At 71.4% G+C, this 25,485-nt stretch carries 26 protein-coding genes; 10 read left to right on the top strand and 16 right to left on the bottom strand.

Features of this window, described 5'->3' with window-relative positions; genetic code table 11:
- Window positions 1-14: 14 nt before the first annotated feature.
- From MTR79_RS05745 to MTR79_RS05755, 3 genes are all read right to left on the bottom strand, one after another.
- Window positions 15-1,127, bottom strand: a complete 1,113-nt coding sequence (locus MTR79_RS05745; protein ID WP_163080900.1) for an RNA polymerase sigma factor SigF — start codon at window positions 1,125-1,127, stop codon at window positions 15-17.
- Between the two features lie 17 nt (window positions 1,128-1,144).
- A complete protein-coding gene (locus MTR79_RS05750; RefSeq protein WP_006136266.1) occupies window positions 1,145-1,558 on the bottom strand; it encodes an anti-sigma factor in 414 nt (137 codons plus the stop codon).
- A 257-nt stretch (window positions 1,559-1,815) separates the two neighbouring features.
- On the bottom strand, window positions 1,816-2,076 hold the full coding sequence (locus MTR79_RS05755) for a UBP-type zinc finger domain-containing protein (RefSeq protein WP_048455686.1): 261 nt from the start codon (window positions 2,074-2,076) through the stop codon (window positions 1,816-1,818).
- Window positions 2,077-2,136: 60 nt separating this feature from the next.
- Between MTR79_RS05755 and MTR79_RS05760 the strand changes: the two genes are divergently transcribed.
- A complete protein-coding gene (locus MTR79_RS05760; protein WP_244789435.1) occupies window positions 2,137-3,729 on the top strand; it encodes a Na+/H+ antiporter in 1,593 nt (530 codons plus the stop codon).
- Between the two features lie 24 nt (window positions 3,730-3,753).
- On the opposite strand, the gene MTR79_RS05765 is transcribed toward MTR79_RS05760, so the two are convergent.
- Both MTR79_RS05765 and MTR79_RS05770 read right to left on the bottom strand, forming a co-directional pair.
- Window positions 3,754-4,656, bottom strand: a complete 903-nt coding sequence (locus MTR79_RS05765; RefSeq protein ID WP_048455684.1) for a pyridoxal-phosphate dependent enzyme — start codon at window positions 4,654-4,656, stop codon at window positions 3,754-3,756.
- 128 nt (window positions 4,657-4,784) lie between these two features.
- Window positions 4,785-5,366 (bottom strand): N-acetylmuramoyl-L-alanine amidase, encoded by a 582-nt coding sequence (locus MTR79_RS05770; RefSeq protein WP_114874777.1) that lies wholly within the window; start codon window positions 5,364-5,366, stop codon window positions 4,785-4,787.
- Window positions 5,367-5,676: 310 nt separating this feature from the next.
- Between MTR79_RS05770 and MTR79_RS05775 the strand changes: the two genes are divergently transcribed.
- The 3 genes from MTR79_RS05775 (at window position 5,677) to MTR79_RS05785 (ending at window position 9,159) form a co-directional block, all read left to right on the top strand.
- Window positions 5,677-7,083 (top strand): family 2B encapsulin nanocompartment shell protein, encoded by a 1,407-nt coding sequence (locus tag MTR79_RS05775; RefSeq protein ID WP_122213533.1) that lies wholly within the window; start codon window positions 5,677-5,679, stop codon window positions 7,081-7,083.
- A gap of 133 nt (window positions 7,084-7,216) precedes the next feature.
- Window positions 7,217-8,338, top strand: a complete 1,122-nt coding sequence (locus tag MTR79_RS05780) for a family 2 encapsulin nanocompartment cargo protein polyprenyl transferase (protein ID WP_086701676.1) — start codon at window positions 7,217-7,219, stop codon at window positions 8,336-8,338.
- Between the two features lie 197 nt (window positions 8,339-8,535).
- Window positions 8,536-9,159, top strand: coding sequence for a GNAT family N-acetyltransferase (locus tag MTR79_RS05785; protein WP_189364230.1), 624 nt, complete (start codon window positions 8,536-8,538; stop codon window positions 9,157-9,159).
- A 105-nt stretch (window positions 9,160-9,264) separates the two neighbouring features.
- Here the strand turns inward: MTR79_RS05785 and MTR79_RS05790 are convergent, their stop codons facing one another.
- The 3 genes from MTR79_RS05790 to sodN all read right to left on the bottom strand — a co-directional run bounded on the left by MTR79_RS05790 (window position 9,265) and on the right by sodN (window position 10,670).
- The gene (locus MTR79_RS05790) at window positions 9,265-9,690 is read right to left on the bottom strand and encodes a VOC family protein (RefSeq protein WP_244789437.1); all 426 of its coding nucleotides are present in this window, start codon (window positions 9,688-9,690) and stop codon (window positions 9,265-9,267) included.
- Window positions 9,691-9,706: 16 nt separating this feature from the next.
- Window positions 9,707-10,129, bottom strand: a complete 423-nt coding sequence (locus MTR79_RS05795) for a helix-turn-helix transcriptional regulator (protein ID WP_033272030.1) — start codon at window positions 10,127-10,129, stop codon at window positions 9,707-9,709.
- A 145-nt stretch (window positions 10,130-10,274) separates the two neighbouring features.
- Window positions 10,275-10,670, bottom strand: coding sequence for a superoxide dismutase, Ni (gene sodN, locus MTR79_RS05800; protein WP_086701670.1), 396 nt, complete (start codon window positions 10,668-10,670; stop codon window positions 10,275-10,277).
- 146 nt (window positions 10,671-10,816) lie between these two features.
- Here sodN and sodX point away from each other — a divergent pair, with 146 nt between their 5' ends.
- Window positions 10,817-11,251 (top strand): nickel-type superoxide dismutase maturation protease, encoded by a 435-nt coding sequence (gene sodX, locus MTR79_RS05805; RefSeq protein ID WP_078894965.1) that lies wholly within the window; start codon window positions 10,817-10,819, stop codon window positions 11,249-11,251.
- Here the strand turns inward: sodX and MTR79_RS05810 are convergent.
- Window positions 11,134-11,784 carry a CGNR zinc finger domain-containing protein gene (locus tag MTR79_RS05810; protein WP_122213535.1) on the bottom strand — a complete coding sequence of 217 codons (651 nt, stop codon included), beginning with the start codon at window positions 11,782-11,784 and terminating at the stop codon, window positions 11,134-11,136. The two genes, sodX and MTR79_RS05810, sit on opposite strands and share 118 nt — an antisense overlap.
- Before the next feature lie 99 nt (window positions 11,785-11,883).
- On the opposite strand from MTR79_RS05810, the gene MTR79_RS05815 reads away from it, so the two are divergent.
- Complete coding sequence (locus MTR79_RS05815; RefSeq protein ID WP_189364229.1) at window positions 11,884-12,654, top strand: class I SAM-dependent methyltransferase; 771 nt, start codon at window positions 11,884-11,886, stop codon at window positions 12,652-12,654.
- 71 nt (window positions 12,655-12,725) lie between these two features.
- Here the strand turns inward: MTR79_RS05815 and MTR79_RS05820 are convergent, their stop codons facing one another.
- From MTR79_RS05820 to MTR79_RS05830, 3 genes are read right to left on the bottom strand one after another with little or no spacing between them, the layout of a single operon-like run.
- The gene (locus MTR79_RS05820; RefSeq protein WP_048455675.1) at window positions 12,726-13,487 is read right to left on the bottom strand and encodes an amino acid ABC transporter ATP-binding protein; all 762 of its coding nucleotides are present in this window, start codon (window positions 13,485-13,487) and stop codon (window positions 12,726-12,728) included.
- A complete protein-coding gene (locus tag MTR79_RS05825; protein WP_122213537.1) occupies window positions 13,484-14,455 on the bottom strand; it encodes an amino acid ABC transporter permease in 972 nt (323 codons plus the stop codon). The genes MTR79_RS05820 and MTR79_RS05825 overlap by 4 nt, the downstream gene beginning before the upstream one ends.
- Window positions 14,456-14,486: 31 nt before the next feature.
- Window positions 14,487-15,452, bottom strand: coding sequence for an ABC transporter substrate-binding protein (locus tag MTR79_RS05830; protein WP_189364228.1), 966 nt, complete (start codon window positions 15,450-15,452; stop codon window positions 14,487-14,489).
- Between the two features lie 580 nt (window positions 15,453-16,032).
- Between MTR79_RS05830 and MTR79_RS05835 the strand changes: the two genes are divergently transcribed.
- The 4 genes from MTR79_RS05835 (at window position 16,033) to MTR79_RS05850 (ending at window position 19,255) form a co-directional block, all read left to right on the top strand.
- On the top strand, window positions 16,033-17,268 hold the full coding sequence (locus tag MTR79_RS05835) for an NADP-dependent malic enzyme (RefSeq protein ID WP_048455672.1): 1,236 nt from the start codon (window positions 16,033-16,035) through the stop codon (window positions 17,266-17,268).
- Between the two features lie 150 nt (window positions 17,269-17,418).
- Window positions 17,419-18,384 carry a zinc-binding dehydrogenase gene (locus MTR79_RS05840; protein ID WP_114874782.1) on the top strand — a complete coding sequence of 322 codons (966 nt, stop codon included), beginning with the start codon at window positions 17,419-17,421 and terminating at the stop codon, window positions 18,382-18,384.
- Between the two features lie 101 nt (window positions 18,385-18,485).
- A complete protein-coding gene (locus tag MTR79_RS05845) occupies window positions 18,486-18,695 on the top strand; it encodes an HTH domain-containing protein (protein ID WP_033272022.1) in 210 nt (69 codons plus the stop codon).
- Window positions 18,695-19,255, top strand: a complete 561-nt coding sequence (locus tag MTR79_RS05850) for a Clp protease N-terminal domain-containing protein (RefSeq protein ID WP_048455670.1) — start codon at window positions 18,695-18,697, stop codon at window positions 19,253-19,255. Before MTR79_RS05845 ends, MTR79_RS05850 begins: the two co-directional genes overlap by 1 nt.
- A 35-nt stretch (window positions 19,256-19,290) precedes the next feature.
- On the opposite strand, the gene MTR79_RS05855 is transcribed toward MTR79_RS05850, so the two are convergent.
- The 4 genes from MTR79_RS05855 to MTR79_RS05870 form a co-directional block, all read right to left on the bottom strand.
- On the bottom strand, window positions 19,291-20,340 hold the full coding sequence (locus MTR79_RS05855) for a PadR family transcriptional regulator (protein ID WP_244789439.1): 1,050 nt from the start codon (window positions 20,338-20,340) through the stop codon (window positions 19,291-19,293).
- A 1-nt stretch (window position 20,341) separates the two neighbouring features.
- Window positions 20,342-21,214 (bottom strand): DUF4097 family beta strand repeat-containing protein, encoded by an 873-nt coding sequence (locus tag MTR79_RS05860; RefSeq protein ID WP_244789441.1) that lies wholly within the window; start codon window positions 21,212-21,214, stop codon window positions 20,342-20,344.
- Between the two features lie 189 nt (window positions 21,215-21,403).
- Window positions 21,404-21,586 (bottom strand): DUF6104 family protein, encoded by a 183-nt coding sequence (locus tag MTR79_RS05865; RefSeq protein WP_014176503.1) that lies wholly within the window; start codon window positions 21,584-21,586, stop codon window positions 21,404-21,406.
- An 88-nt stretch (window positions 21,587-21,674) separates the two neighbouring features.
- Window positions 21,675-25,463, bottom strand: coding sequence for a multifunctional oxoglutarate decarboxylase/oxoglutarate dehydrogenase thiamine pyrophosphate-binding subunit/dihydrolipoyllysine-residue succinyltransferase subunit (locus MTR79_RS05870; protein WP_244789443.1), 3,789 nt, complete (start codon window positions 25,461-25,463; stop codon window positions 21,675-21,677).
- Window positions 25,464-25,485: the final 22 nt, after the last annotated feature.

Below are 25,485 nucleotides of genomic sequence, written 5' to 3' on the forward strand. Positions count from 1 at the left end.
CGCCGCGCCGGCGCCTACTCCTCGACGAGCAGCTTCTCCCGCAGCTGGGCCAGGGTGCGGGCCAGCAGCCGGGAGACGTGCATCTGCGAGATGCCGACCTCCTGCGCGATCTGCGACTGGGTCATGTTGCCGAAGAAGCGCAGCAGCAGGATCCGCTTCTCGCGCGGCGGGAGGTCCTCCAGCAGCGGCTTGAGCGATTCCCGGTACTCCACGCCCTCCAGCGCCTCGTCCTCCGCGCCGAGGGTGTCGGCGACCGCCGGGGACTCGTCGTCGGTGTCGGGGACGTCCAGGGACAGCGTGGAGTAGGCGTTCGCCGACTCCAGGCCCTCCAGGACCTCCTCCTCCGAGATCGCCAGCTTCTCGGCGAGCTCGTGCACCGTGGGGGAGCGGCCGTGCAGCTGGGACAGCTCCGCCGTGGCCGTGGTGAGCGCCAGCCGCAGCTCCTGGAGCCGCCGGGGCACCCGCACCGCCCAGCCCTTGTCGCGGAAGTGCCGCTTGATCTCACCGACGACCGTCGGGGTGGCGTACGTGGAGAACTCCACGCCCCGCTCCGGGTCGAAGCGGTCGACGGACTTGATCAGTCCGATGGTGGCGACCTGCGTGAGGTCGTCGAGCGGCTCGCCGCGGTTGCGGAAACGGCGCGCCAGGTGCTCGACGAGCGGCAGATGCATCCGCACGAGCCGGTTGCGCAGCTCCGCGTACTCGGGGGTGCCGTCCTCCAGCGTGCGCAGTTCGAGGAAGAGGGCGCGCGCCCCGCTGCGGTCCTGCGGGTCGTGGTGCGCGTGCGTGCCCGGCACACCCGGTGTGCTCCGTGCGCCGGAGGCAGGCGCCGCCTGTTCCTCGGCCTCTCGCTCGTGCTCGCTCATCGTCCCGCCCGTCGCCCTTCCCCGAGCGCTCGCCTCGTCCCCCGCCACCGGCTCGGCCAGGGCGGGGGCCTCCCCGCCAGGAGCGGCCGGCCCGGCCGCGGACGTGTCCCGCACGGCACCGCCGGCCTGCCCGCCGCCCGGCCCGACGCCCCTCGCGGAGTCGTCCTCCGGATGCGGCCGGGCCTGCTCGGGGATGCCGTCGATACCGTCCGGCACGCGCTCGGCCGGCAGCTCCCGTGTGCCGCGTTCTTCGTCCCGCACCGGCCCGTCCTCGCTCCTCACGCCGGCCCGGGTCCCGCGCCGCGCTGTTTGTAGAGGCTGATCGACACGGTTCTGTCCTCGTCCACGGCGGAGGAGACCTTGCCCGCGAGCGCGGACAGCACGGTCCAGGCGAAGGTGTCCCGCGAGGGGGCGTGGCCGTCCGTGGTGGGCGCCGAGACGGTGACCTCCAGCGAGTCGTCGACGAGCCGGAAGACGCAACTGAGCACCGACCCCGGCACGGCCTGCTGGAGCAGGATCGCGCAGGCCTCGTCGACCGCGATGCGCAGGTCCTCGATCTCGTCGAGGGTGAAGTCCAAACGGGCCGCGAGGCCGGCCGTGGCCGTACGCAGCACCGACAGGTAGGCCCCCGCGGCCGGCAGCCGGACTTCCACGAAGTCCTGGGTCGCGGGCTCGCCAGCGATCTGGGACACCCTCACCTCCAAGGTGGTACAAGCGTTTCAGGGCCTGTGTCGCCCCCGGGCAACGCGCTACGTGGTTCAGCGGTGACGCTATCGCGCTCCCGGCGGTCCTGTCGCCGGGACCCCGACCCGTTGCTGTCACTCATAGTAAAACCGCGAACACGCTCCGTGGCTAGGGGTCTGCGACGGCCAAATGGGAAGAGCGCGCGCCGCATTGACGTACCCAGGCGCCGGACCGTCGAACCGTCCGGCACCGTGGTCCCGCCACGTCACACCAGTACGTGGTCGACGAAGCACCAGCGCCAGTCCTCACCCGGCTCGAAGGTCCGCATCACGGGATGGCCGGTTTCCCTGTGGTGCCGCGCCGCGTGCCGGTTCGGCGAGGAGTCGCAGCAGCCGACATGGCCGCAGGTGAGGCAGAGGCGAAGCTGCACCGGGTCCGTCCCCTCCCGCAGACACTCCGGACACGTCTCATCGAGCGCGGCCGGTTCCGGGTGCGGCAACGCCTCGACGTGCGTGCACTGTTTCATGATTGCCAGATTACGACGGTCGTGCGCACGGCCGCGCGGAAAAACGAGGGTGGGCCCGACATGGACGTGATGCCCCTGCTGCTCCTGGTCGCGGGCAGCGCCGCGGTGGCCGCCGCCGCCCGGCGGACTCCGGTGCCGCCGCCGCTGGTGCTGGTCGCGGTGGGCCTGGTGGTCAGCTACATCCCGGGCGTGCCCGAGTACGAGCTCGACCCGCACATCGTGCTGCCGCTGATCCTCCCGCCCCTCCTCTACACGGCGGCCGTGGACAGCTCCTACCTGGACCTGCGGGCGCAGCTGCGGCCGGTGGCCCTGCTGTCCTTCGGGTACGTGCTGTTCGCGACGCTCGCCGTGGGCTGGGTGCTGTACCTGCTGGTGCCGGACCTGCCGCTCACCGCGGCGCTGGTGTTCGGCGCGGTGGTGGCGCCCCCGGACGCCGTCGCGGCGACGGCGGTGGCCCGCAGGGTCGGCCTGCCCTCGCGGATCACGACCATCCTCCAGGGCGAGTCGCTGTTCAACGACGCCACCGCCATCACCGCGTTCCGGGTCGCCGTGGCCGCGTCCGTCGGCGAGGGCGTGAGCTGGGCCGGGGGAGTGGGGGAGTTCCTGCTGGCGGCCGTCGGCGGCGTGGCGGTCGGCCTGGTGCTGATGGCGCCGCTGCACTGGCTGCGCACCCATCTGCGCGAGACGCTGCTGCAGAACACGCTGTCGCTGCTCATCCCGTTCGTCGCGTACGCCGTGGCCGAGCAGGTGCACGCTTCCGGGGTGATCGCCGTCGTGGTGGTCGCGCTGTACCTCGGGCACCGCGCGTGGGAGGTCGACTTCGCCACCCGGCTCCAGGAGGGCGCGGTGTGGGGCATGGTCGCGTTCGTCCTGGAGTCGGCCGTGTTCGCCCTCATCGGGCTCCAGCTGCCCGTCGTCATGCGCGGGCTCGGCGAGCACGAGGGCATCGCCTCCGCCTGGTACGCCGTGGCCGTCTTCGCGGTGGTCGTCGCGGTGCGGTTCCTGTGGGTCTATCCGGCGGTCTGGCTCCCGTGGCTGGTCTCCGCGCCGATCAGGGCGCGCGAGCGGAGGCCCGGCTGGAAGGGGCCGTTCGTGATCTCGTGGGCGGGGATGCGCGGGGTGGTGTCGCTCGCCATCGCCTTCTCGATCCCGGTCACCGCGGAGGGCGAGGACTTCCCGCACCGGTACCTGCTGCTCTTCCTGACCTTCACCACCGTCATCGGCACCCTCGTCGTGCAGGGCCTCACCCTGCCCCCGCTGATCCGGCTGCTGAGGCTGCCCGGGCGCGACCCGCGGGGCGAGACCCTCGCCGAGGCCAACGCGCAGGCGCAGGCGTCCCGGGCCGCAGAGGAGCGCCTCGACGCACTGCTCGCCGACGAGCGCAACGCCCTCCCCGCGCCGCTGGCCGACCGGCTGCGCAGCGTCCTGGAGCGTCGCCGCAACGCCGTCTGGGAGCGGCTCGGGCAGGTCAACCCCGTCACCGGGGAGTCGGTGGACGACACCTACCGGCGGCTGTCCCGGGAGATGATCGGCGCCGAGCGCGAGGTGTTCGTGAAGCTGCGCGACGCGCGCTACATCGACGACGAGATGCTGCGGACGCTGCTGCGTCGGCTGGACCTGGAGGAGGCCGCGGCCTACCGGGAGGCGGACTAGGCCTTCCCGGAGCGGGCGCGTGCTTCAGGGGAACGGCCGGCCGGTGATCACCGCGGCGACCGTGCTCCCACGCGGGAAGGCGCCCTCCCCGGCCAGGGTGACAAGGGCACGAAGCAACTTGGCGACATAGATACGTTCCACAGGGACGCCGTGACGCTGTTCGAAGTCCGCGGCGAACGCCTCCAGGTCCGCCGGCACGCGCGCGTAGCCGCCGTGGTGGAACCGCTCGTCCAGGCTCCACGCCCCGCGCGGCCCGCCGAACGCCTCCGTCTGAAGGGTCCGTATCTCTCCCGTGAGGAAGCCGCCCCTGAGCACCGGTATGCCGAGCGTCCGCGCGCTCCCGGCGAGCCCGGCTGCCAGTCCCGCGAGCGTGCCGCCCGTGCCGCACGCCACCGCGGCCACGTCCGCCGCGCCCGCCAGCTCCCGGCCGAGCTCCACGCACCCGCGCACCGCGGCGGCGTTGCTGCCGCCCTCGGGCACGACGTGGGCGTCCTCCGCGTCCGCCGCGCGCAGCACGGCCGCGAGCGTGTCCGGATCGGTCTTGCGGCGGTACACCGAGCGCGCCACGAAGCGCAGCCGCATGCCGTCGGCCGCGCAGCGCGCCAGCGACGGGTTGAGCGGCCGGTCCGCCAGCTCCTCGCCGCGCACCACGCCCACCGTGCGCAGCCCGAGCAGCCGGCCTGCGGCGGCCGTGGCCCGCAGATGGCCGGAGTACGCCCCGCCGAAGGTGAGAACCGTCCGCCCGCCGGCCGCGGCCAGGTTCGGGGCGAGCTTGCGCCACTTGTTGCCGACCAGCTCGGGGTGGACGAGGTCGTCCCGCTTCAGCAGCAGCCGCACCCCGTGCCGCTCGAACCGCGCGTCGACAGCCTCCTCCAGAGGCGAGGGAAGCCGCGGGCGCAGGCCGGCGAGGGCGTCGGAGCTGGTCATACGGGCCATTGTCGCCCGAGGTGAGGGCAGGCGCGGGGGCCGGTGTTCCGCGTGGGGGGCGCCTCGGGGGCGGAACACCGGCGACGAGCGCCGCGGCGCCGGTCACGCCGGGCGGTCACACGGTCCGGTCACTTCAGACGGTCACGGATCCGCTTGCGCATCGACGCCATGGTGAACCCGCGCGGGTCCACCTTGCCCGGCTGCCACTCCAGGTGGCCGATCACCGACTGCTCGTTCCAGCCGTGGTGGCGGCAGACCGCCGCCGCGGCCTTCTCGACGGCCTCCAGCTGCGCCGCCGGCCACGGGTCCTTCCCGTCGCCGAGGTTCTCGCACTCGAAGCCGTAGAAGTGCCGGTTGCCGTCGGTGTTGGCCTCGTTGTCCGGCGGGAACGTCTTCTTCTCGGCGATCACCGCCCGCAGCACGTCGTCGTCGCCGAGCCCCGCGTGATTGGCGCGGCCGTAGCCGACGAGGTGCACCCGGCCGTCCTTGGTGATCACGCCGTGGCACAGCGGCCCCGGCAGACCCGAGTAGCCCTTGCGGCAGATGTCGACCGTCGCCTTGCTGCCCTTGGTCACGGTGTGATGGATCATCACCCCGTGCACCGGCCCCCAGGGGCCCTTGTGGTTGCGGTTGTGGTCACGCCAGTCGCCGACCTCGACGACCGTCAGACCCTCCGCCTTGAGCGCGCGCAGGAACGCACTCGCGGACATGGGTGGGGCCATGCCGCCCTCCTTCGTACCGGACGACGGCCGCTGGGCGCGGCCGTCTGGTACAGGGGCTATAGCCGAAAGTCGGCCTTTCAAGTACTCGTTCGGCTGCTGTGCGAGCCGATCCGGACAATCTCCTTCCCGACGGCCGCCGTTGTCGCCGTCGGCAGGCCGGTCACTCTGCCCAGACCCGCCAAGATCCAACCCCGCTCGATCGGGTAATGGCGCGGACACGATGCGTGAGGAACGCTTGATCACGCACCACGACGCCCGGCACGGCCGGGCGTGGATCTATTGGGGAGGGCAATTCTCTATGTCGGTAGGCGAAGAGGTCCGCACGGAGCAGACCAGGCAGCAGCAGAGCCTCGGTACGGCGGCGGCGCGGAACCTGGCCACCACGACCAAGTCCGTGCCGCAGATGCAGGAGATCAGCTCGCGCTGGCTGCTGCGGATGCTGCCCTGGGTCGACGTGCAGGGCGGCACGTACCGGGTCAACCGGCGGCTGACCTACGCCGTGGGCGACGGCCGGCTGACCTTCGTGAAGACGGGCGACCGGGTGGAGATCATCCCCGCCGAACTGGGCGAACTGCCCGTGCTGCGTGACTACGAGGACGAGGAGGTGCTCAGCGAGCTGGCCTCCCGCTGCCGGCAGCGGGAGATCGAGGCGGGCCAGGTCATCGCCTCCTTCGGCAGCCCCGCCGACGAGGTGTACCTGCTGGCGCACGGCCGGGTGGAGCGCGTCGGCACCGGACCCTACGGGGAGGACGAGTCCCTCGGAGTGCTCGCCGACGGCGCGTACTTCGGCGAGCAGGCCCTCCAGGACGACGACGCCATCTGGGAGTACACGGCCCGCACCCTCACCGCGTGCACGGTCCTGGTGCTGCCCCGCGACGCGGTCGACCAGGTCGCCGAGCGGTCCGAGACCCTGCGCGAGCACCTGCGCCGCCGGGCCGACATCCCGCAGCAGCCCACCAACAAGTACGGCGAGAAGGAGATCGACCTCGCGGCCGGCCACAGCGGCGAGCCGGACATCCCGCACACGTTCGTCGACTACGAGGCCCGGCCCCGCGAGTACGAACTCAGCGTCGCCCAGACCGTGCTGCGCATCCACACGCGCGTGGCAGACCTGTACAACCAGCCGATGAACCAGACGGAGCAGCAGATCCGGCTGACCGTCGAGGCGCTGAAGGAGCGCCAGGAGCACGAGCTGATCAACAACCGCGACTTCGGCCTGCTCCACAACTGCGAGTACGACCAGCGGATCCAGCCGCACGACGGGGTGCCCGGCCCCGACGACATGGACGAACTGCTCAGCAGGCGCCGCGGCACCCGGCTGCTGCTCGCCCACCCGCGTGCCATCGCCGCGTTCGGCCGCGAGCTCAACAAGCGGGGACTCGTCCCGGAGACCGTCGACGTCGGCGGCAACCGCATCCCCACCTGGCGGGGCGTGCCCATCTACCCGTGCAACAAGATCCCGGTGACCGAGGCCCGCACCACCTCCATCATCGCGCTGCGCACCGGCGAGGAGGACCAGGGCGTCATCGGCCTCCGCGCGGCCGGCATCCCCGACGAGATCGAGCCGAGCCTGTCGGTGCGGTTCATGGGCATCAACGAACAGGCCATCATCAAGTACCTGGTCACGGCCTACTACTCGGCGGCGGTGCTGGTCCCGGACGCGCTGGGCGTCCTGGAGAACGTCGAGATCGGCCGGTGGCGGTGACCGTCCGCCGGCTCGCGCGACGCGCGCCGTGTCCCCGCCCTCCCGGGCGGGTACATCTGGGGGGAACGTGCTCGACGGGTGCGGAAGCGCCGTCCCTCCGTGCCCTCACCGAGTCGGTCCCAGGGGGAAGTCGATGACGGAGTCCATGGCCCGGCCGACCACGGGCCGCCCGGAGCAGCGCACGGCACGCACCGCGCCCGACAGCACGCCCGGGCCGGATCCGCACGCCGGGGACGGGCACGAGGCGGCCGCCCTGCTGGAGCGGACCCGGGCCGCCGTCGACCCGGTGCTGCGCACGGCCCTCGGGTCGCTGCCCGCGCCGCTGCGCCGTCTCGCGCTCTACCACTTCGGCTGGCAGAACGCGGACGGCACCCCGGCCGCCGGTGGTTCGGGGAAGGCGCTCCGGCCCGCCCTGGTGCTCGCGGCGGCCTCCGCCCTCGGCGGTTCCGCCGCACGCACGGCGGCTCTGCGGGCGGCGGCCGCGGTCGAGCTGGTCCACAACTTCACGCTCGTCCACGACGACGTGATGGACCGGGACACCACCCGCCGCCACCGCCCCACGGTGTGGACGGTGTTCGGGGACGCCGACGCGATCCTCCTGGGGGACGCCCTCCAGGCGCTCGCCCTGCGGCTGCTCGCCGAGGACCCCCACCCGGCCGCCCCGGCCGCGGCCGCCCGGCTCACCCAGTGCGTGGTCGAGCTGTGCGCCGGGCAGCACGCGGACACGGCCATGGAGCGCCGCGCACCCGACGAGGTCACCCTGGAGGAGACCCTCGCCATGGCGGAGGCCAAGACCGGGGCCCTGCTCGGCTGCGCCTGCGCCCTCGGCGCGCTGTACGCGGACGCAGGGGACGAGGAGGTGGCGGCGATGGACGCCTTCGGCCGGGAGGCCGGGCTGGCGTTCCAGCTGATCGACGACGTGATCGGCACGTGGGGCGACCCGCGCCGCACCGGCAAGCCGGCCGGTGCGGACCTCGCCGCCCGCAAGAAGTCGCTGCCGGTCGTCGCCGCGCTCACCTCCGGCACTCCGGAGGCGGCGGAGCTCGCCGCCGCGTACGCCGCCCCGCACCAGAAGGAGGAGGTCGAGGAGCTCACCCGGCTCGTGGAGCGGGCCGGTGGCCGTGACTGGGCGCAGACCCAGGCGGCGGACCGGATGGCCCGCGCGATGCAGGAGGTGGCCCGTGCGGTGCCGGACCCGGAGGCGGCGGGAGGGCTGCTGGCCCTCGCCGAGTTCGTCACCCGGCGCACCACCTGAACGGACGGCGCAGGCCGTCCCCCCGACCCCGGGACCACGTGCCGCCGTGCGGACCCTGACCCGTACGGCTTCCGTGGTCCCGGAGCGGCGGGTCCCGCACTTCCCCACGGTGTGCGGGGCCCGCCCCCTGTTCCCCCGCCGGTCCGGCTAGTCTCAACCCCCGTACGGGCGGCGACCGTTGAGACGAAGGGGCGGACATGGGCGTGGCGATCCGGACGGCCGGCGGGGACGACCGGGAGCTGGTGGTCCGGCTGCTGGACGAGGCGTTCCAGGACGATCCGGTCAGCAGCTGGGTGTTCCCCGGAGCGGAGTACCGGCGTGTGACGCACCACCGGCTCATGGCCGCCTTCACCGATGCCACCCTCGCCGACGGCCGCGTCGACCTCGTCGAGGACGGCTCGGCGTGCGCCCTGTGGATGTCCGTCCCGGCGGGGGACCCCGGTCACGGCGGGGCGGACGGGGGCGACGACGAGTTCGCCGCACTGCGCCACGCCGTCGACCCGGACAACGAGCGGGTGGAGATGATCGGCCGGCTCACCGCGGGCATACACCCCCAGGGCCGCGCCCACGAGTACTTGTGGATGATCGGCGTGGCCCCCGGCCGGCAGGGCGAAGGGCTCGGCACCGCGCTGATCGGCTCCGTCCTCGACCGCTGCGACCGCGAGGGCCGCGCCGCGTACCTGGAGGCGAGCAGCGAGCGCAGCGTCCGGCTGTACCGCCGCCTCGGCTTCGAGCTCACCGGCGAGCCCCTGCGCCTGCCCGGCGGCCCGCTCATGTACCCGATGTGGCGCGAACCCCGCGCGGCCGGCGCCCAGGCCTGACCGGACGCCCCCCCACCTGGCGAAGTGAACCCTCGTCGTACAGGACGTTCGGCACGTGCGGACGTACCGCGGGCAGCGCTGAACGGGCCGGCGCCCGGCAGGCTCTCAGTCCACGGGGCGCTCCAGGAAGCGCACCATGTTCCCCGCCGGGTCGCGGAACGCGCAGTCCCGCATCCCGTACGGCTGGTCCACCGGCTCCTGGAGGACGTCGACGCCCGCGGCCCGCACCCGCTCGAAGAGGGCGTCGCAGTCGGTGGTGGTGAAGTTGACCCCGCGGAGCACGCCCTTGGCGAGCAGCTCGGCCATCGCCTGCTTGTCGGCGGGGGAGATGTCCGGGCTCGCGGCCGGCGGCTCCAGGACGATCTCCACGTCCTGCTCGGGGGAGGCGACGGTCACCCAGCGCATCCCCTCGAACCCCACATCGTTGCGTACCTCGAACCCCAGCACGTCGCAGTAGAAGGCCAGCGCCTTGTCGTGGTCGTCGACCGCGACGAAGCACTGGGCGAGCCGTACGTCCGTCGCCCTGTCCATCCGTGTCCCGTTTCTTCTAGAAGTTCCCGCTCGGGTCGACCCGCCGCCGGACCCGGACCGGCCGGGTGTACGTCCGCACGACGCACGGCGGGATGACCGCGCTCTCCTCGTGCGAGCGGGCGCGATAGGCGCTCGGCGTCTCCCCGACCAGCTCGGTGAAGCGCGAGCTGAACGACCCGAGCGAGGTGCAGCCGACCGCCAGGCACACCTCGGTCACCGAGAGGTCGCCCTTGCGCAGCAGCGCCTTGGCGCGCTCGATGCGCCGCGTCATCAGATATGCGTACGGCGTCTGCCCGTACGCGGCCCGGAAGCTGCGCTGGAAGTGGCCCGGCGACATCAGCGCCGTCCGCGCCAGCTCCGCGACGTCGAGCGGCTCGGCGTACTCCCGGTCCATCCGGTCCCTGGCCCGCCGCAGCCGGACCAGATCCTCCAGCTCCATGCGCCCAGCATCCCACGGGTCCCGCGGACGGCGCCGGGAAACACCGAAGGGGCCCCGCCGCGTGAAGCGGCGGGCCCCCTTCGGAAAAGCCCCAGGACCTGCGATGGTGCACCGATCGCCGGCCGCTGGGAGCGGCGAGGCCGGGTCAGGCCTTCTTGGTCTCCCAGAAGATCTTGTCGATCTGGGCGATGTAGTCCAGCGCCTTCTGGCCGGTGGCCGGGTCGGTCGACCCCTTGGCGGCCGAGAGGGCCTTCAGGGTGTCGTTGACCAGCTGGTGCAGCTCCGGGTACTTCTCGAAGTGCGGCGGCTTGAAGTAGTCGCTCCACAGCACGGAGACGTGGTGCTTCGCCAGCTCGGCGCGCTGCTCCTTGATGACCGTGGCACGGGCCTGGAAGTGCGGGTCGTCGTTGCCGGCCATCTTCTCCTGGACAGCCTTGACCGACTCCGCCTCGATGCGGGCCTGGGCCGGGTCGTACACACCGCAGGGCAGGTCGCAGTGCGCGCTGACCTTGACCGTGGGGGCAAACAGGCGGGAAAGCATGAAGCGTTTCCTTCCTCGTGATCGTCTTCTCACAGGGGACATTACTCCGTGACGGACCGGTTTTCGCGAGTGCCCCCGTGGGCTTAGGACAAAAGTCCGGGGTCAGACTGAGACTGGTGGGAGAAGAACCGGGGAGGTGCCGGGAGATGCCGGAGCTGTCGCAGGACGCCGAGCGGGTGAGGGCGCCGCTGCCCTTCGGGGTGGCCGAGGTGACCGGGCCGTCGATGGTGCCCACGCTGCGCCACGGGGACCGGCTCCTGGTCCACTACGGGGCGCGGGTGAGACGCGGCGACGTGATCGTGCTGCGTCATCCGTTCCAGCAGGACCTGCTGGTCGTGAAGCGGGCGGCCGAGCGGCGCGACGGCGGCTGGTGGGTGCTCGGGGACAACGCCTACGCGGGCGGCGACAGCACCGACTACGGCGTCGTCCCCGACGAGCTGGTGCTGGGCCGGGTCCGTTTCCGCTACCGGCCGCGCTCCACGGCCCGGCGGTCGCCGCTTGGGCTGCTGGTCTGGCTGCTGACGTCGGCCCGTCCCGTGCTCTCCGACCGGTCCGCCTCCAGGCGTTTGCGGGCCCGGTAGGCGGCCACGTTCGCACGGGTGGCGCAGCGGTCCGAGCAGTAACGCCGGGAGCGGTTGGTCGAGGTGTCCAGGTAGGCGTTGCGGCAGGGCGCCGCCTCGCACAGACCGAGGCGGTCGACGCCGTACTCGGTGAGGTGGAAGGCCAGGCCCATCGCGGCGATCGCGGCGTACCCGGCGGTCGCGTTGGACGGGTGGTCGGCCAGGTGCATGTGCCACAGCGGACGGCCGTCGTCGTCGCGGAAGTCGTGGCCGGAGATCTGCGGGCTCACCGGGAACTCCAGCAGCAGGGAGTTCAGCAGGTCCACGGCGAGGGTCTCGTCGCCGTCGTCGGCCGCCGCGAAGACCGACCGGAGCCTGGCCCGGACCGAGCGGAACCGCGTCACGTCCGCCTCGGTGGCCCGCCGGGCGGCCGACCGGTTGCCGCCGAACAGGTCCCGCACGGCCTCGACCGAGGTGAGCACGTCCGTGCCCCGGACCGGCTCCTCGGTGTTCACGAGACGTACGGCGTAGTCCGAGTAATAGGCCAGTTCCACTTGTAGTCCTTACGCAGGGGCTCTATGGTCGTGCGTGCGGTCGGGTAACAGACGATCGTGCGTCCAGGGTATTACGGAGTGCACCGCGAGGGAGGGGCCATGACGGACTCGCACACCACCACGGCCGGCGCCGACTGGCAGGCCTGGCAGGAGAGCTGGGACCGACAGCAGGAGTGGTACATGCCCGACCGGGAGGAACGCTTCCGGGTCATGCTCGACATGGTGGAGGCCCTCGTCGGCACCGCCCCGCGCGTCCTCGACCTGGCCTGCGGCACCGGCAGCATCACCGCCCGGCTGCTCGACCGCTTCCCCGAAGCCACCAGCACCGGCGTCGACCTCGACCCGGCGCTGCTCGCCATCGCCGAGGGCACCTTCGCGGGCGACGAGCGGGTCACCTTCGTCACCGCCGACCTCAAGGACCCCGGCTGGGCCACACAGCTCCCGCACGACTCCTACGACGCCGTGCTCACCGCGACGGCCCTGCACTGGCTGCACCGGGAACCCCTCGCGGACCTCTACGGACACCTCGCGGGCCTGGTCCGCGAGGGCGGCGTCTTCATGAACGCCGACCACATGATCGACGAGACCACCCCCCGGATCAACGCCGCCGAGCGGGCCCAGCGCCACGCCCACATGGACCGGGCCAAGGAGCGGGGCGCCCTCGACTGGTCGGAATGGTGGCAGCTCGCCGCGAAGGACCCCGTCCTCGCCGGCCCCACCGCCCGCCGCTTCGAGATCTACGGCGAGCACGCCGACGGCGACATGCCGTCCCCTGCGTGGCACGCGCGCGTCCTGCGCGAGGCGGGCTTCGCGGAGGCCCGCCCGGTGTGGTGCTCGCCGTCGGACACGCTGCTGCTGGCGCTGAAGTAGCGGGCCCGGAACACGCGGAAGGGGCGGTACGGAGGAATCCGTACCGCCCCTTGGCCGAGCGGGCGCCGAGGTCAGAGGACCTTGGACAGGAACGACTTGGTGCGCTCGTGCTGCGGGTCGGTCAGCACCTCGCGCGGGTGGCCGGACTCGACCACCACACCGCCGTCCATGAACACCAGGCTGTCGCCCACCTCGCGGGCGAAGCCCATCTCGTGGGTGACGACGATCATCGTCATGCCCGACTCGGCCAGGTCGCGCATGACGTCGAGGACGTCACCGACCAGCTCCGGGTCGAGCGCCGAGGTCGGCTCGTCGAACAGCATCAGCTTCGGGTCCATGGCGAGCGCCCGGGCGATCGCCACCCGCTGCTGCTGGCCGCCGGAGAGCTGGGAGGGGTAGTTCCCGGCCTTGTCGCCGAGGCCCACCCGGTCCAGCAGCTCGAGCGCCCGCTGCCGGGCCGCGGACCGGTTGAGGCCCTTGACCTGGACCGGCGCCTCCATGACGTTCTCGACGGCCGTCATGTGCGGGAACAGGTTGAAGCGCTGGAAGACCATGCCGATGTCCCGGCGCTGCTGGGCGACCTCGCTGTCCTTCAGCTCGTAGAGCTTGTCGCCCTTCTGGCGGTAGCCCACCAGCTCGCCGTCGACGTAGAGCCGGCCGGCGTTGATCTTCTCCAGGTGGTTGATGCACCGCAGGAAGGTCGACTTGCCCGAGCCGGAGGGGCCGATGAGGCAGAACACCTCGCCCTGCTCGACCTCCAGGTCGATGCCCTTGAGGACCTGCACACCGCCGAAGGACTTGTGGACGCCCTCGGCCTTCACCATGGCCGTCATACCGTGCTGCTCCTCTCGCGGCTGAAGGCCATCATGTTGGCCTTGATCTTCTGCCACGGGGTCGCGGGCAGGTTCCGGGACGAGCCGCGCGCGAAACGGCGCTCCAGGTAGTACTGGCCGACGCTGAACACACTGGTGATGACCAGATACCAGACGCACGCCACGAACAGCATCTCCATCACGGCGTACGACGTGGAGCCGATCGTTGAGGTGGCACGCAGCAGTTCGTTGTAGGTCACGGCGTACACCAGCGACGAGGTCTTCAGCATGTTGAGGAACTCGTTGCCGGTCGGCGGCACGATCACCCGCATCGCCTGTGGAATCACGATGCGCCGCAGCGTCTTGCCGTGGCTCATTCCGAGCGCGTGCGCCGCCTCGGTCTGGCCGTCGTCGACGGACTGCAGGCCTGCACGGCAGATCTCCGCCATGTACGCCGCCTCGTTCAGGCCGAGACCCAGCAGGGCCGCCATGAACGGCGTCATGACGTCGACCATCTCGTCCTTGTACAGCGGACCGAGGTTCAGCACCGGGAAGATCAGCGCCAGGTTGAACCACAGCAGCAGCTGCACGTAGACCGGGGTGCCGCGGAAGAACCAGATGTACGCCCAGGCGACCCAGCTGGTCACCGGGTTCTTCGACATGCGCATCACGGCGAGGACCACGCCGAGGACCACGCCCATGACCATGGCCAGGACGCTGATCAGCAGGGTGCGGCCGGCGCCGGCCAGCACGGTGCCGTCGAAGACGTAGTCGCCGACGGCCTGCCACTGGATCTTCTCAGCGGTGGCGAAGGCGTTGATCAGCAGGCCCACCAGGGCCAGCACGACGACGGCGCTCACGTAGCGGCCGTAGTGACGGACCGGGATGGCCTTGATCACCGCGGGCGCCACGGGGGCGGGCCCTTCGTCCTTGGAGACGGTGGCCGCCGGTCGGGCGCCGTCCGTCCCCTTGTCGAGTTTGTCGGTCACTGTGACTGCCCTTCAGTCGTGCCCGGGACCGTCACTTGCCGCCGTTGATCACGGCCTTGTCGATGGCGCCGGTCTCGGCGCCCCACTTCTCGAGGATCTTCTTGTACGTGCCGTCCTCGATGATGGCGTTGACGGCGGCCTCCAGGGCCTCCGTGAGCTGCTTGTTGTCCTTGTTGACCGCGATGCCGAACGGACCGGCGTCCACCTGCTCGCCGACGATCTCGAAGGCGTTGCCGTTGTCGGCCTTGCGGACCAGATCGACCGCGACCGGGTAGTCGTTCACACCGGCCACCGCGCCGCCGGACTTCACACGGGTCTGCGCCTCGGTGTCGTTCTCGAACGGCTGGATCTTGATCGCCTTCTTGCCGGCGTCCGTGCACTTCTTGGACTGGTCCTGCAGCGCCTTCTCGTACGTGGTGCCGCGCTGCACGGCGGCCGGCTGACCGCAGAGGTCCTCGATGGAGTTGATCCCCTTGGGGTTGCCCTTCTGGACGTACACGGCGGTGCCGGCCACGAAGTAGTCGACGAAGTCGACGCCCGGACCGAGCTTCTTGCCCTTGTCGTCCAGACCCTCCTGGCGCTGCTTGTTGTCCGTGATGGACGACATCGCGATGTCGTAGCGGCCCGAGTTCAGCGCGGTGATCAGGCCGTCGAAATTGCCGGAGGTGAACTCGACCTCGACACCCAGCTTCTCGCCCAGCGCGGCGGCGATGTCGGGGTCGACGCCGACGATCTTGCCGCCCTCCTGGAACTCCATCGGGGCGTACTCGGCGTTCGTGCCCGCCTTCAGGACGCCGGCGTCCTGGATGTCCTTGGGCAGCTTGTCGAACAGCGGGGCGGAGTTGGTCTTGCCCGATCCCTTGGTGTCCGAGCCTCCGCTGCCTTCGGTCTGGTCACCGCAGCCGGTGAGAAGCAGTGCGCCTGCGACCGCGATCGCGCCGACCGCTGCAATCCGTGAGCGCGCGGCGGTGGTACGACGGGTGGTGCTTGCGGTCATGGTGGATTCCTCCGGCGGATGGGTGGAGTGCCGATGGGGCCGGCGACTGCCTGTCGGTATCGCCGCGGGGTCGACAAGGGCACACACCTTCGAGTGCCGCGACCTCGTGTGATTACCGCATCTTGCCATTCGGATTGGACCGTTCAGGGGGCTTGCGATGTCAAAATCGGATAACGGCGGGCCCTCGAACCCGGCCACTTGGGTACAACGCGACCGCAGACTCTCCGGGAATCCTTCATTCCGGCCGCAAGATCTTCGCCGATATGCCTGTTGAGCGGGCGACCCGCCGAGCCGGAGGGGTACTTGCGGGCTTGCTGGGACTTCGTCCAGGTCTTGTCCTGATATCGGACGATGCTTCATGGCGTCGGCATGTGACCTTCGCGTTATGGACTCGTCGCCGACCGCGTCCGTCCGGTAAGAAGGTTCTTTACACCCCTCATCCGGGGCTCAGGGCGCGTGTGCGGCGCGCCCGTCGTGTTCGGCCCGTACGCATCAACCCCTCCGGGCCTGGCGCGGTCCCGCCCACCCCTCACCAGGAGTGGCAACCCTCAAACAATGAACACTTAAGGGGTAAAACCAAGTGGCAGCGGAGATTGTCAATCCTCGCAGCGACAGCGAGAACCGGGACGCTTCCGAGCGGGACGGCGGGGCAGAGCCCCTGGAGTCCTTCGACCCGGCGTTCGCGCTGCACCGCGGCGGCAAGATGGCCGTGCAGGCCACCGTGCCGGTCCGTGACAAGGACGACCTGTCCCTGGCGTACACGCCCGGCGTCGCGAAGGTGTGCAGCGCGATCGCCGAGCAGCCGGAGCTGGTCCACGACTACACGTGGAAGTCCTCGGTCGTCGCCGTCGTGACCGACGGCACGGCCGTGCTGGGGCTCGGTGACATCGGCCCCGAGGCCTCCCTCCCGGTGATGGAGGGCAAGGCCATCCTCTTCAAGCAGTTCGGCGGCGTGGACGCGGTCCCGCTCGCGCTGAACTGCACCGACGTCGACGAGATCGTCGAGACCGTGGTCCGGCTCGCCCCCTCCTTCGGCGGGGTGAACCTCGAGGACATCTCGGCGCCGCGGTGCTTCGAGATCGAGCGGCGGCTCCAGGAGCGCCTGGACATCCCGGTCTTCCACGACGACCAGCACGGCACGGCGGTCGTGACGCTGGCGGCCCTGCGGAACGCGGCGCGGCTCAGCGGACGTCCGCTGGGCGAGCTGCGGGCGGTGATCTCCGGAGCGGGCGCGGCGGGTGTCGCGATCGCCAAGATGCTGGTCGAGGCCGGCATCGGGGACGTCGCGGTGGCCGACCGCAAGGGCGTGGTCTCGCGGGACCGCGAGGACCTCACGCCGATCAAGGCGGAACTGGCGTCGTTCACCAACAAGGCCGGGATCTCCGGCACGCTGGAGTCCGCGCTGGCAGGCGCCGACGTCTTCATCGGCGTCTCCGGCGGCACGGTCCCCGAGCCCGCCGTGGCGTCGATGGCGGAGGGTGCGTTCGTCTTCGCCATGGCCAACCCGAACCCGGAGGTGCACCCGGAGGTCGCGCACAAGTACGCGGCCGTCGTGGCCACCGGCCGGTCGGACTTCCCGAACCAGATCAACAACGTCCTGGCGTTCCCCGGCATCTTCGCCGGCGCGCTCCAGGTGCGGGCCTCGCGGATCACCGAGGGCATGAAGCTCGCCGCGGCCGAGGCGCTGGCCGCCGTCGTCGGTGACGACCTCGCCGCCGACTACGTCATCCCGTCCCCGTTCGACGAGCGGGTCGCCCCCGCGGTGACGGCCGCCGTGGCCGCGGCCGCCCGGGCGGAGGGCGTCGCGCGGCGCTGAGCGCACAGATGTGAGGGCCCCGTCCGCGCCGTGGGCGGGGCTCACGCATGTCCGGGGTTCTTTCGTGAGGGCCCCGGTCCGGCGCAAGAGGGCGTGTGTCACAGGGGGGCACGGTTCCTTAGGCGGGGCGCGGAACCTATCGTCAAGGTCATGTTCGCTGTCTACGCCGCCCGAATCGACCGCGACCAGCCGCTCACGGGGCTGGAGTCGGGAGAGCGACCCGCTCCCGAGTCCCGTCCGGGCTGGAGCACCGTCACGGTCAAGGCCGCCTCCCTCAACCACCACGACCTCTGGTCCCTGCGCGGCGTCGGCCTCGCGGAGGACAAGCTGCCGATGATCCTCGGCTGCGACGCAGCGGGGATCGACGAGGACGGCAACGAGGTCGTCCTCCACTCGGTGATCGGCCAGACCGGTCACGGCGTGGGACCCCGGGAGCCCCGCTCCATCCTGACCGAGCGCTACCAGGGCACCTTCGCCGAGCAGGTCTCCGTGCCGACCTGGAACATCCTGCCCAAGCCGAAGGAGCTGTCCTTCGAGGAGGCGGCCTGCCTGCCCACGGCCTGGCTGACCGCGTACCGGATGCTGTTCACCAACGCGGGCGTGCGCCCCGGTGACTCCGTGCTCGTGCAGGGCGCCGGCGGCGGGGTCGCGACCGCCGCGATCGTCCTCGGCAAGGCGGCGGGGCTGCGGGTCTTCGCCACCAGCCGGGACGAGGCCAAGCGCAAGCGGGCGCTGGAGCTGGGCGCCGTGGAGGCCGTCGAGCCCGGCGCGCGGCTGCCGCAGCGGGTCGACGCGGTGATCGAGACCGTGGGCGCGGCCACCTGGTCCCACTCGGTGAAGTCGCTGCGCCCCGGCGGCACGCTGGTGATCTCCGGCGCCACCAGTGGCGACCGGCCCTCGCACGCCGAGCTGACCCGCATCTTCTTCCTGGAGCTGAAGGTCGTCGGCTCCACCATGGGCACCAAGGACGAGCTGGAGGACCTGCTGTCCTTCTGCGCCGCGACCGGGGTGCGTCCCGTCATCGACGAGGTACTGCCCCTGGACCGGGCCCGCGAGGGCTTCGAGCGGATGGCGTCCGGCGAGCTGTTCGGGAAGATCGTGCTCACCAACCCCTGACCTGCGCCTCCCTGCTTCCGCGGCCGGCCCGGTGCTCCGGGCCGGCCGCAGTCATGTCAACCATCGTTGACAACGAAGGCGTGTCAACGTAAGTTGACGCCATGACTGAGGCAACGGATCTCGCCGAGCGGGCGGGCGACCGCGACCCGCGAGTCGGCCTACGGGCCGTCGCCGCGCTGCGCAAGCTGCTCGAACAGCTGGAGGCCGTGCAGGTGCGCAACGCGCGCAACCACGGCTGGTCGTGGCAGGAGATCGCCACCGAACTCGGAATCAGCAGGCAGGCCGTGCACAAGAAGCATGGGAGGCATTGATGTTCGAACGGTTCACCAAGGATGCCCGGGACGTGGTCAAGGAGGCCGTCGCCCACACCGAACGGACGGGAGCGGCCCGCGTCGGCACGGAGCACCTGCTCCTCGCCCTGCTCGACCGGGAGGGCAGCCGCGCCTCCTTCGCCCTGACCGCCCTCGGGCTCGACGAACGCCGCGAGCCCGTACGGGATGCCCTGGAGCAGGCGCGGCGGCGGGGCGGCCTCACCCAGGCCGAGACCGACGCCCTCGCCGGACTGGGCATCGACGTCCCGGAGATCGTCGCCCGGGTGGAGGACACGCACGGCCCCGGCGCCCTGTCCGCGGAGCCGGCCCGCACCCGGTGGCGGGGACACCGCCCCTTCGACCGGGCGGCCAAGGACGTCCTGACCGGCGCCCTGCGCGCCGCCACCGCCCGTGGCCACCGCCACATCGGCGACGAGCATCTGCTGCTCGCCCTCACCGCCCGCCCCGGCCTGCCCGCCGAGGTCCTCGCCGACCACGGCGTCACCCACGCGTCGGTCACCCGCGTGCTCTACGGCGACGGCGAGGCCAAGGCGGGCTGAGGGCCCCTCAGGGCTCCGGCGCCCGGGTATCGGCGTCAGGGCTTCGGCGACCGCAGCAGCGCCCCTATGCGGGCGGCGGCCTCCGACAGATGCCGCCGGGCGTCGCGCAGCTGCTCCTCGGTGACCCCGTGGTCCCGCGCGGCGTCCCGGACGTCGTCCCGGAAGCGGTCCAGCAGCCGCTCCAGGTCGCGCGCCGGGTCGCCCGTGGACTCCGCGGCGCTCTCATGACCCCAGGAGGGCGCGTAACCGGCCGGGAAGTCCTCAGGGGTCGTCGAGTACGACGGACGGGAGTCCGGACCCTCGGCGGAACCCGAACGGCCGAATCCGAAGTCCTTCCCGAAGTCGCCCATCTCCTTGACCAGTTCACCCAGGCCCTCGCGCAGTCCGGACGGCCAGTCGCCGCGGGCGAAGTGGCCCTGCACCTGCTCCTGGACCTGCCGGGCGATGCGCTGCACCTGCTCCTGCGCACGGTCCTGGGCCTCCTTGGCCTGGCGGCGGGCGCGCTGGGCCTCCTCACGGGAGCGCCGGCTCTCGTCCTTGGCGCGCCGGGCCTGCTCCTTCCACTCCTGCTTGGCCCGGCGCATCTCCTCCTTGGCGGCCCGCCAGGCCTCCTTGTCGCCGAACATCGAGAAGTCGCCGAGGTCGAAGTCGCCGAAGGGGGCGTCCTTGCCGCCGGACGCGGAGCCGCCGCGCGGCTGGCGGGCCCGCCCCGCCGCGGCGCGCATCTCGCGGCGCAGGTCGCCCGCCGCGCCGCTGACGTCGGCCCGGATCTCGGCGGCCAGCTCGGCGACCGACTCGCGGATCTCCAGTTCCAGGTCGGCCAGCTCACCGCTGCGGTCGGCCAGTTCGGCGCGGCCGGCGTCGGTGATCGAGTAGACCTTGCGTCCGCCCTCGGTGGTGTGGGTGACGAGTCCTTCCGCCTCGAGCTTGGCCAGCCGGGGGTAGACCGTGCCCGCGGACGGCGCGTACAGCCCCTGGAAGCGCTCCTCGAGGAGGCGGATCACCTCGTAGCCGTGCCGGGGGGCCTCGTCGAGCAGCTTCAGCAGGTAGAGGCGGAGGCGTCCGTGGGCGAAGACGGGGGGCATGTCAGAGCACCTTCTTGTCGGTCGTACCGGCATTGTCCCCCGGGCCGCCCCGCAGGTCGGGCTCGTCCTCGCGGGGCGGGCGGCGCAGCAGGGCGATGGAGCCGGAGACGGTGGTGGCCCGCAGCTTGCCGCTGCCCGCGCCGAGGCGGCCGGTGAGCTTGTGGGCGCCCCACATCCCCTGCACCCGGAGGGTGTCGAAGGCGTTGGAGATGGCGCCGCTCGCCGTGTTGGCCTCCACCTCGGCGTCCGCCGGGTCGGGCAGCCGGACGGCGATCTCGCCCGAGACGCTGGTCAGCCGGACGTCGGTGGGGCCCTCGGGGTCGAGGTCCACGATCATCGAGCCGCTGACCGTGTCCGCCCGGACGGAGGGGCCGGAGCCCTCGACGACCGTGAGGTCGCCCGAGACCGAGGCGAAGTGGAGGTCGCCGGTCACCGACTGGGCCTCCACGCTGCCGGAGACGGTGTCCGCGCGGACGGGCCCCGACAGGGCGACGAGGGTGGTGTCGCCCGCGACGCCCTTCACCGCGGCGGGGCCCCGGATGCCGGAGACGACGGCGCCTGCGCCGACGACGCCGACCTCCACGCGGGTCTGTGCGGGGACCGCGAGGGAGACCACCGCGCTGCGGCGCCAGCCCTTGCGGTCGAGCCACTTGAGGAAGCCCTTCCAGGGGAGGTCGTCGTAGGCGACGGTCAGGACGCCGTCCTCGTGGGTCACGACGAGGGGTGGGCCTTCCACGTCGGAGATCTGGAGGTGGGCCTCCGGGTCGTCCGTGCCCACGACGTTCACCGTGCCGTTGACGATGCGGACGTTGAGGCGGGTCAGGGGGGCGTCGAAGGTGAGGTTCGTTTTGTCCTGGACGGACCACTCGGGCATGGACGGCCTCCTGATCGCGGGCGCCTCGGCGTGGATGCGGCAGCATTGCGTCATATCGCGTATTACTCGATTCACGATATATCGCGGCAGGCAAAAGTCAAGGCACACGTTCGTGTGAACGGTGCCTTGGGTGTGCGACAGGGGAGGTGTGTCCCGCCACGGCGGGCGCGACTGCCTGCGGGGAGCGGACTACTCGTCCTCGTCCTCGTCGTCCAGACGGGCCAGCCATGTGGCCAGGCGTTCCACCGGGACCTCGAAGTCGGGGTTGAGGTCGACGAAGGTGCGGAGCTGTTCCGCGAGCCACTCGAAGGTGATCTCCTCCTCGCCGCGCCGCTTCTCCAGTTCCTCGATGCCACGGTCCGTGAAGTACATGAGGTCAAGGATATGTGCCGGGAAACGCGGCGGGCCGCACCCCCGGGAAGGGGGTGCGGCCCGCTCACGTACCGCGTACCGGCGCGGGTCAGGCCTCGAAGACCTCGCGCACCAGCTGCTCCTGCTCGGCCTGGTGGCGCTTGGCGGAGCCGACCGCCGGCGACGAGCTGTGCGGCCGCGAGATGCGGCGCAGACGCTCGTCGTGCGGCAGGTCGGCGCCGACCGCCAGGTCCAGGTGGTCGATCAGGTTGAGCGCGATGAACGGCCAGGCACCCTGGTTCGCCGGCTCCTCCTGCGCCCACAGGTACTTCTCGGCGTTCGGGTACTTCTTGATCTCCGCCTGGAGCTCGGCACCCGGCAGCGGGTACAGGCGCTCGATGCGGATGATCGCCGTGTCGTCCGCGCCGCGCTTCTTCTTCTCGGCGGCCAGGTCGTAGTAGACCTTGCCGGCGCAGAAGACGACCTTCTTCACGGCGGCCGGGTCGACCGTGTCGTCGCCGATGACCGGGCGGAACTGGCCCGTCGTGAACTCGTCCGCCTTCGCCGCGGCGGCCTTGAGGCGCAGCATCGACTTCGGGGTGAAGACCACCAGCGGCTTGTGGTGCGGGTTGTGCACCTGCCACCGCAGGAGGTGGAAGTAGTTCGACGGCGAGGTCGGCATGGCGACCGTCATGTTGTTCTGGGCGCAGAGCTGCAGGAAGCGCTCCGGGCGGGCCGAGGAGTGGTCCGGGCCCTGCCCCTCGTAGCCGTGGGGGAGGAGCAGGACCACACCGGAGGTCTGGGCCCACTTCTGCTCGGCCGACGAGATGAACTCGTCCACGACCGTCTGCGCGCCGTTGACGAAGTCGCCGAACTGCGCCTCCCAGAGCACGAGCGCGTCCGGCCGGGCCAGCGAGTAGCCGTACTCGAAGCCCATGGCCGCGTACTCGGACAGCAGGGAGTTGTAGACGTTCAGCCGCGCCTGGTCCTCGGAGAGGTACTGCAGCGGCGTGTACTCCTCGCCCGTCTCACGGTCGATGATGACCGCGTGACGCTGGCCGAAGGTGCCGCGCTGCGAGTCCTGGCCGGCGAGCCGGACCGGGACGCCCTCCAGCAGCAGCGAGCCGAAGGCGAGGGTCTCGCCCATGCCCCAGTCGATGGTGCCGTCCTCGACCATCGACGCCCGGCGCTGCAGCTGCGGCAGCAGACGCGGGTGGACGGTGATGTGGTCGGGGATGTTCACCTGCGACTCGGCGATCCGCTTCACGACCTCCGTGCTCACCGCGGTGTTCACGGCGACCGGGAACTCGGCCTGCGGGTCGGACGGGGCGACCGTGGCCGGCTGCGAGGTGGCCTCACGGACCTCGGTGAAGACCTTCTCCAGCTGGCCCTGGTAGTCCTGGAGCGCCTGCTCGGCCTCTTCCAGGGTGATGTCGCCGCGACCGATGAGGGACTCGGTGTACAGCTTGCGCACCGAGCGCTTCTTGTCGATCAGGTCGTACATCAGCGGCTGGGTGAAGGCCGGGTTGTCCGACTCGTTGTGACCACGGCGGCGGTAGCAGATGAGGTCGATCACCACGTCCTTGTTGAACGCCTGGCGGAACTCGAAGGCCAGGCGCGCGACGCGCACGACCGCCTCCGGGTCGTCGCCGTTCACGTGGAAGATCGGGGCCTCGATCATGCGGGCCACGTCCGTCGCGTACATGGAGGAGCGCGAGGACTCGGGGGCCGCGGTGAAGCCGACCTGGTTGTTGATGACGACGTGCACGGTGCCGCCGGTGCGGTAGCCGCGCAGCTGCGACATGTTCAGGGTCTCGGCCACCACGCCCTGGCCCGCGAAGGCCGCGTCGCCGTGGATGGCCACCGGCAGGACGGTGAAGTCCGTGCCGCCCTTGTTGATGATGTCCTGCTTGGCGCGGGAGACGCCCTCCAGGACCGGGTCGACCGCCTCCAGGTGCGAGGGGTTGGCGACCAGCGAGACCTTGATCTGCTCGCCGTCCAGGCCGGTGAAGGTGCCCTCGGCGCCCAGGTGGTACTTCACGTCGCCGGAGCCGTGCATCGACTTCGGGTCGAGGTTGCCCTCGAACTCGCGGAAGATCTGCGCGTACGACTTGCCGACGATGTTGGCGAGGACGTTGAGGCGGCCGCGGTGAGCCATGCCGACGACGACCTCGTCCAGACGGGACTCGGCGGCCGAGTCCAGCACCGCGTCGAGCAGCGGGATGACGGACTCGCCGCCCTCCAGCGAGAAGCGCTTCTGGCCGACGTACTTGGTCTGCAGGAAGGTCTCGAAGGCCTCCGCCGCGTTCAGCCGGCGCAGGATGCGCAGCTGCTCCTCGCGCTCCGGCTTGGTGTGGCCGCGCTCGACGCGGTCCTGGATCCACTTGCGCTGCTTGGGGTCCTGGATGTGCATGAACTCGATGCCGGTGGTGCGGCAGTACGAGTCGCGGAGCACGCCGAGGATGTCGCGCAGCTTCATCATCGACTTGCCGGCGAAGCCGCCGACGGCGAACTCGCGCTCCAGGTCCCACAGGGTGAGGCCGTGCTCGACGATGTCCAGGTCGGGGTGCTTGCGGACCTTGTACTCGAGCGGGTCGGTGTCGGCCATGACGTGGCCGCGGACCCGGTAGGAGTGGATCAGGTCGAAGACCCGGGCGGCCTTGGTGACGTCGTCGTCGTGGCTGGCGTCGATGTCCTTGAGCCAGCGGACCGGCTCGTAGGGGATGCGCAGGGCCTCGAAGATCTCGTCGTAGAAGTTGTTCTCGCCGAGCAGGAGGTTCGCGACCTGGCGCAGGAACTCGCCGGAGGCGGCGCCCTGGATCACCCGGTGGTCGTAGGTCGACGTGAGCGTCATGACCTTCGAGATGCCGAGCTTGTTCAGGGTGTCCTGGGAGGTGCCCTGGAACTCCGCCGGGTAGTCCATGGCGCCGACGCCCATGATCACGGACTGCCCGGGCATCAGACGCGGCACGGAGTGGACCGTGCCGAGGCCGCCGGGGTTGGTCAGGGAGACCGTGACGCCGGTGAAGTCGTCCATCGTCAGCTTGTTGTCGCGGGCGCGACGGACGATGTCCTCGTAGGCCTGCCAGAACTCGAAGAAGTTCAGCGTCTCGGCCTTCTTGATCGCCGCGACGACGAGCTGGCGGTCGCCGTTGGGCTTGACCAGGTCGATGGCGAGGCCGAGGTTGATGTGCTCCGGCTTCACCAGGGTCGGCTTGCCGTCCACCTTGGCGTACGCGTGGTTCATCGACGGCATGGCCTTGATGGCCTGGACCATGGCGTAGCCGATGAGGTGCGTGAAGGAGATCTTCCCGCCCCGCGCGCGCTTCAGGTGGTTGTTGATGACGATGCGGTTGTCGAACAGCAGCTTCACCGGGACCGCGCGCACGGACGTGGCCGTGGGCAGCTCCAGCGACGCGTCCATGTTCTTCGCCACCGCGGCGGACGGGCCGCGCAGGGTGACCTGTTCGGGACCGCTCTTGGCCTCGCCCGCGGGCTCGGCCTTCCTGGCCGGGGCCGGCTTGGCGGCGGGAGCGGCCTGCTTCGCCGGCTGGGCCGGGGCCTTCGCCTGGGCCGGGGCCTTGGCCGCCGGGGCGGGCGCGGCGGGCTGAGCGGGGGCCTGGGCCTTCGCGGGCGCGGCCGGCTGGGACGGAGCGGTGGGGGTCACCGCGGCCCCCGCGGCCGCGTCACCCGCCGGAGCCGAGGACGCGGGAGCGCCCGGCTTGTAGTCGGCGAAGAAGTCCCACCAGGCTCGGTCCACCGAGTTCGGGTCCTGGAGGTACTGCTGGTAGATCTCGTCGACGAGCCATTCGTTGGCACCGAAGGCCGCAGCGGGGTTCTTTCCCGCTTGGTCGGTGTCGGTCGAGATGCTCGAGTTACTGGGGGACTGTGGCGACACGGCGTCAACCGCCCTCTTCCGC

It is taken from the genome of Streptomyces sp. BJ20 (assembly GCF_022869105.1).
Lineage (GTDB): Bacteria > Actinomycetota > Actinomycetes > Streptomycetales > Streptomycetaceae > Streptomyces > Streptomyces griseoincarnatus.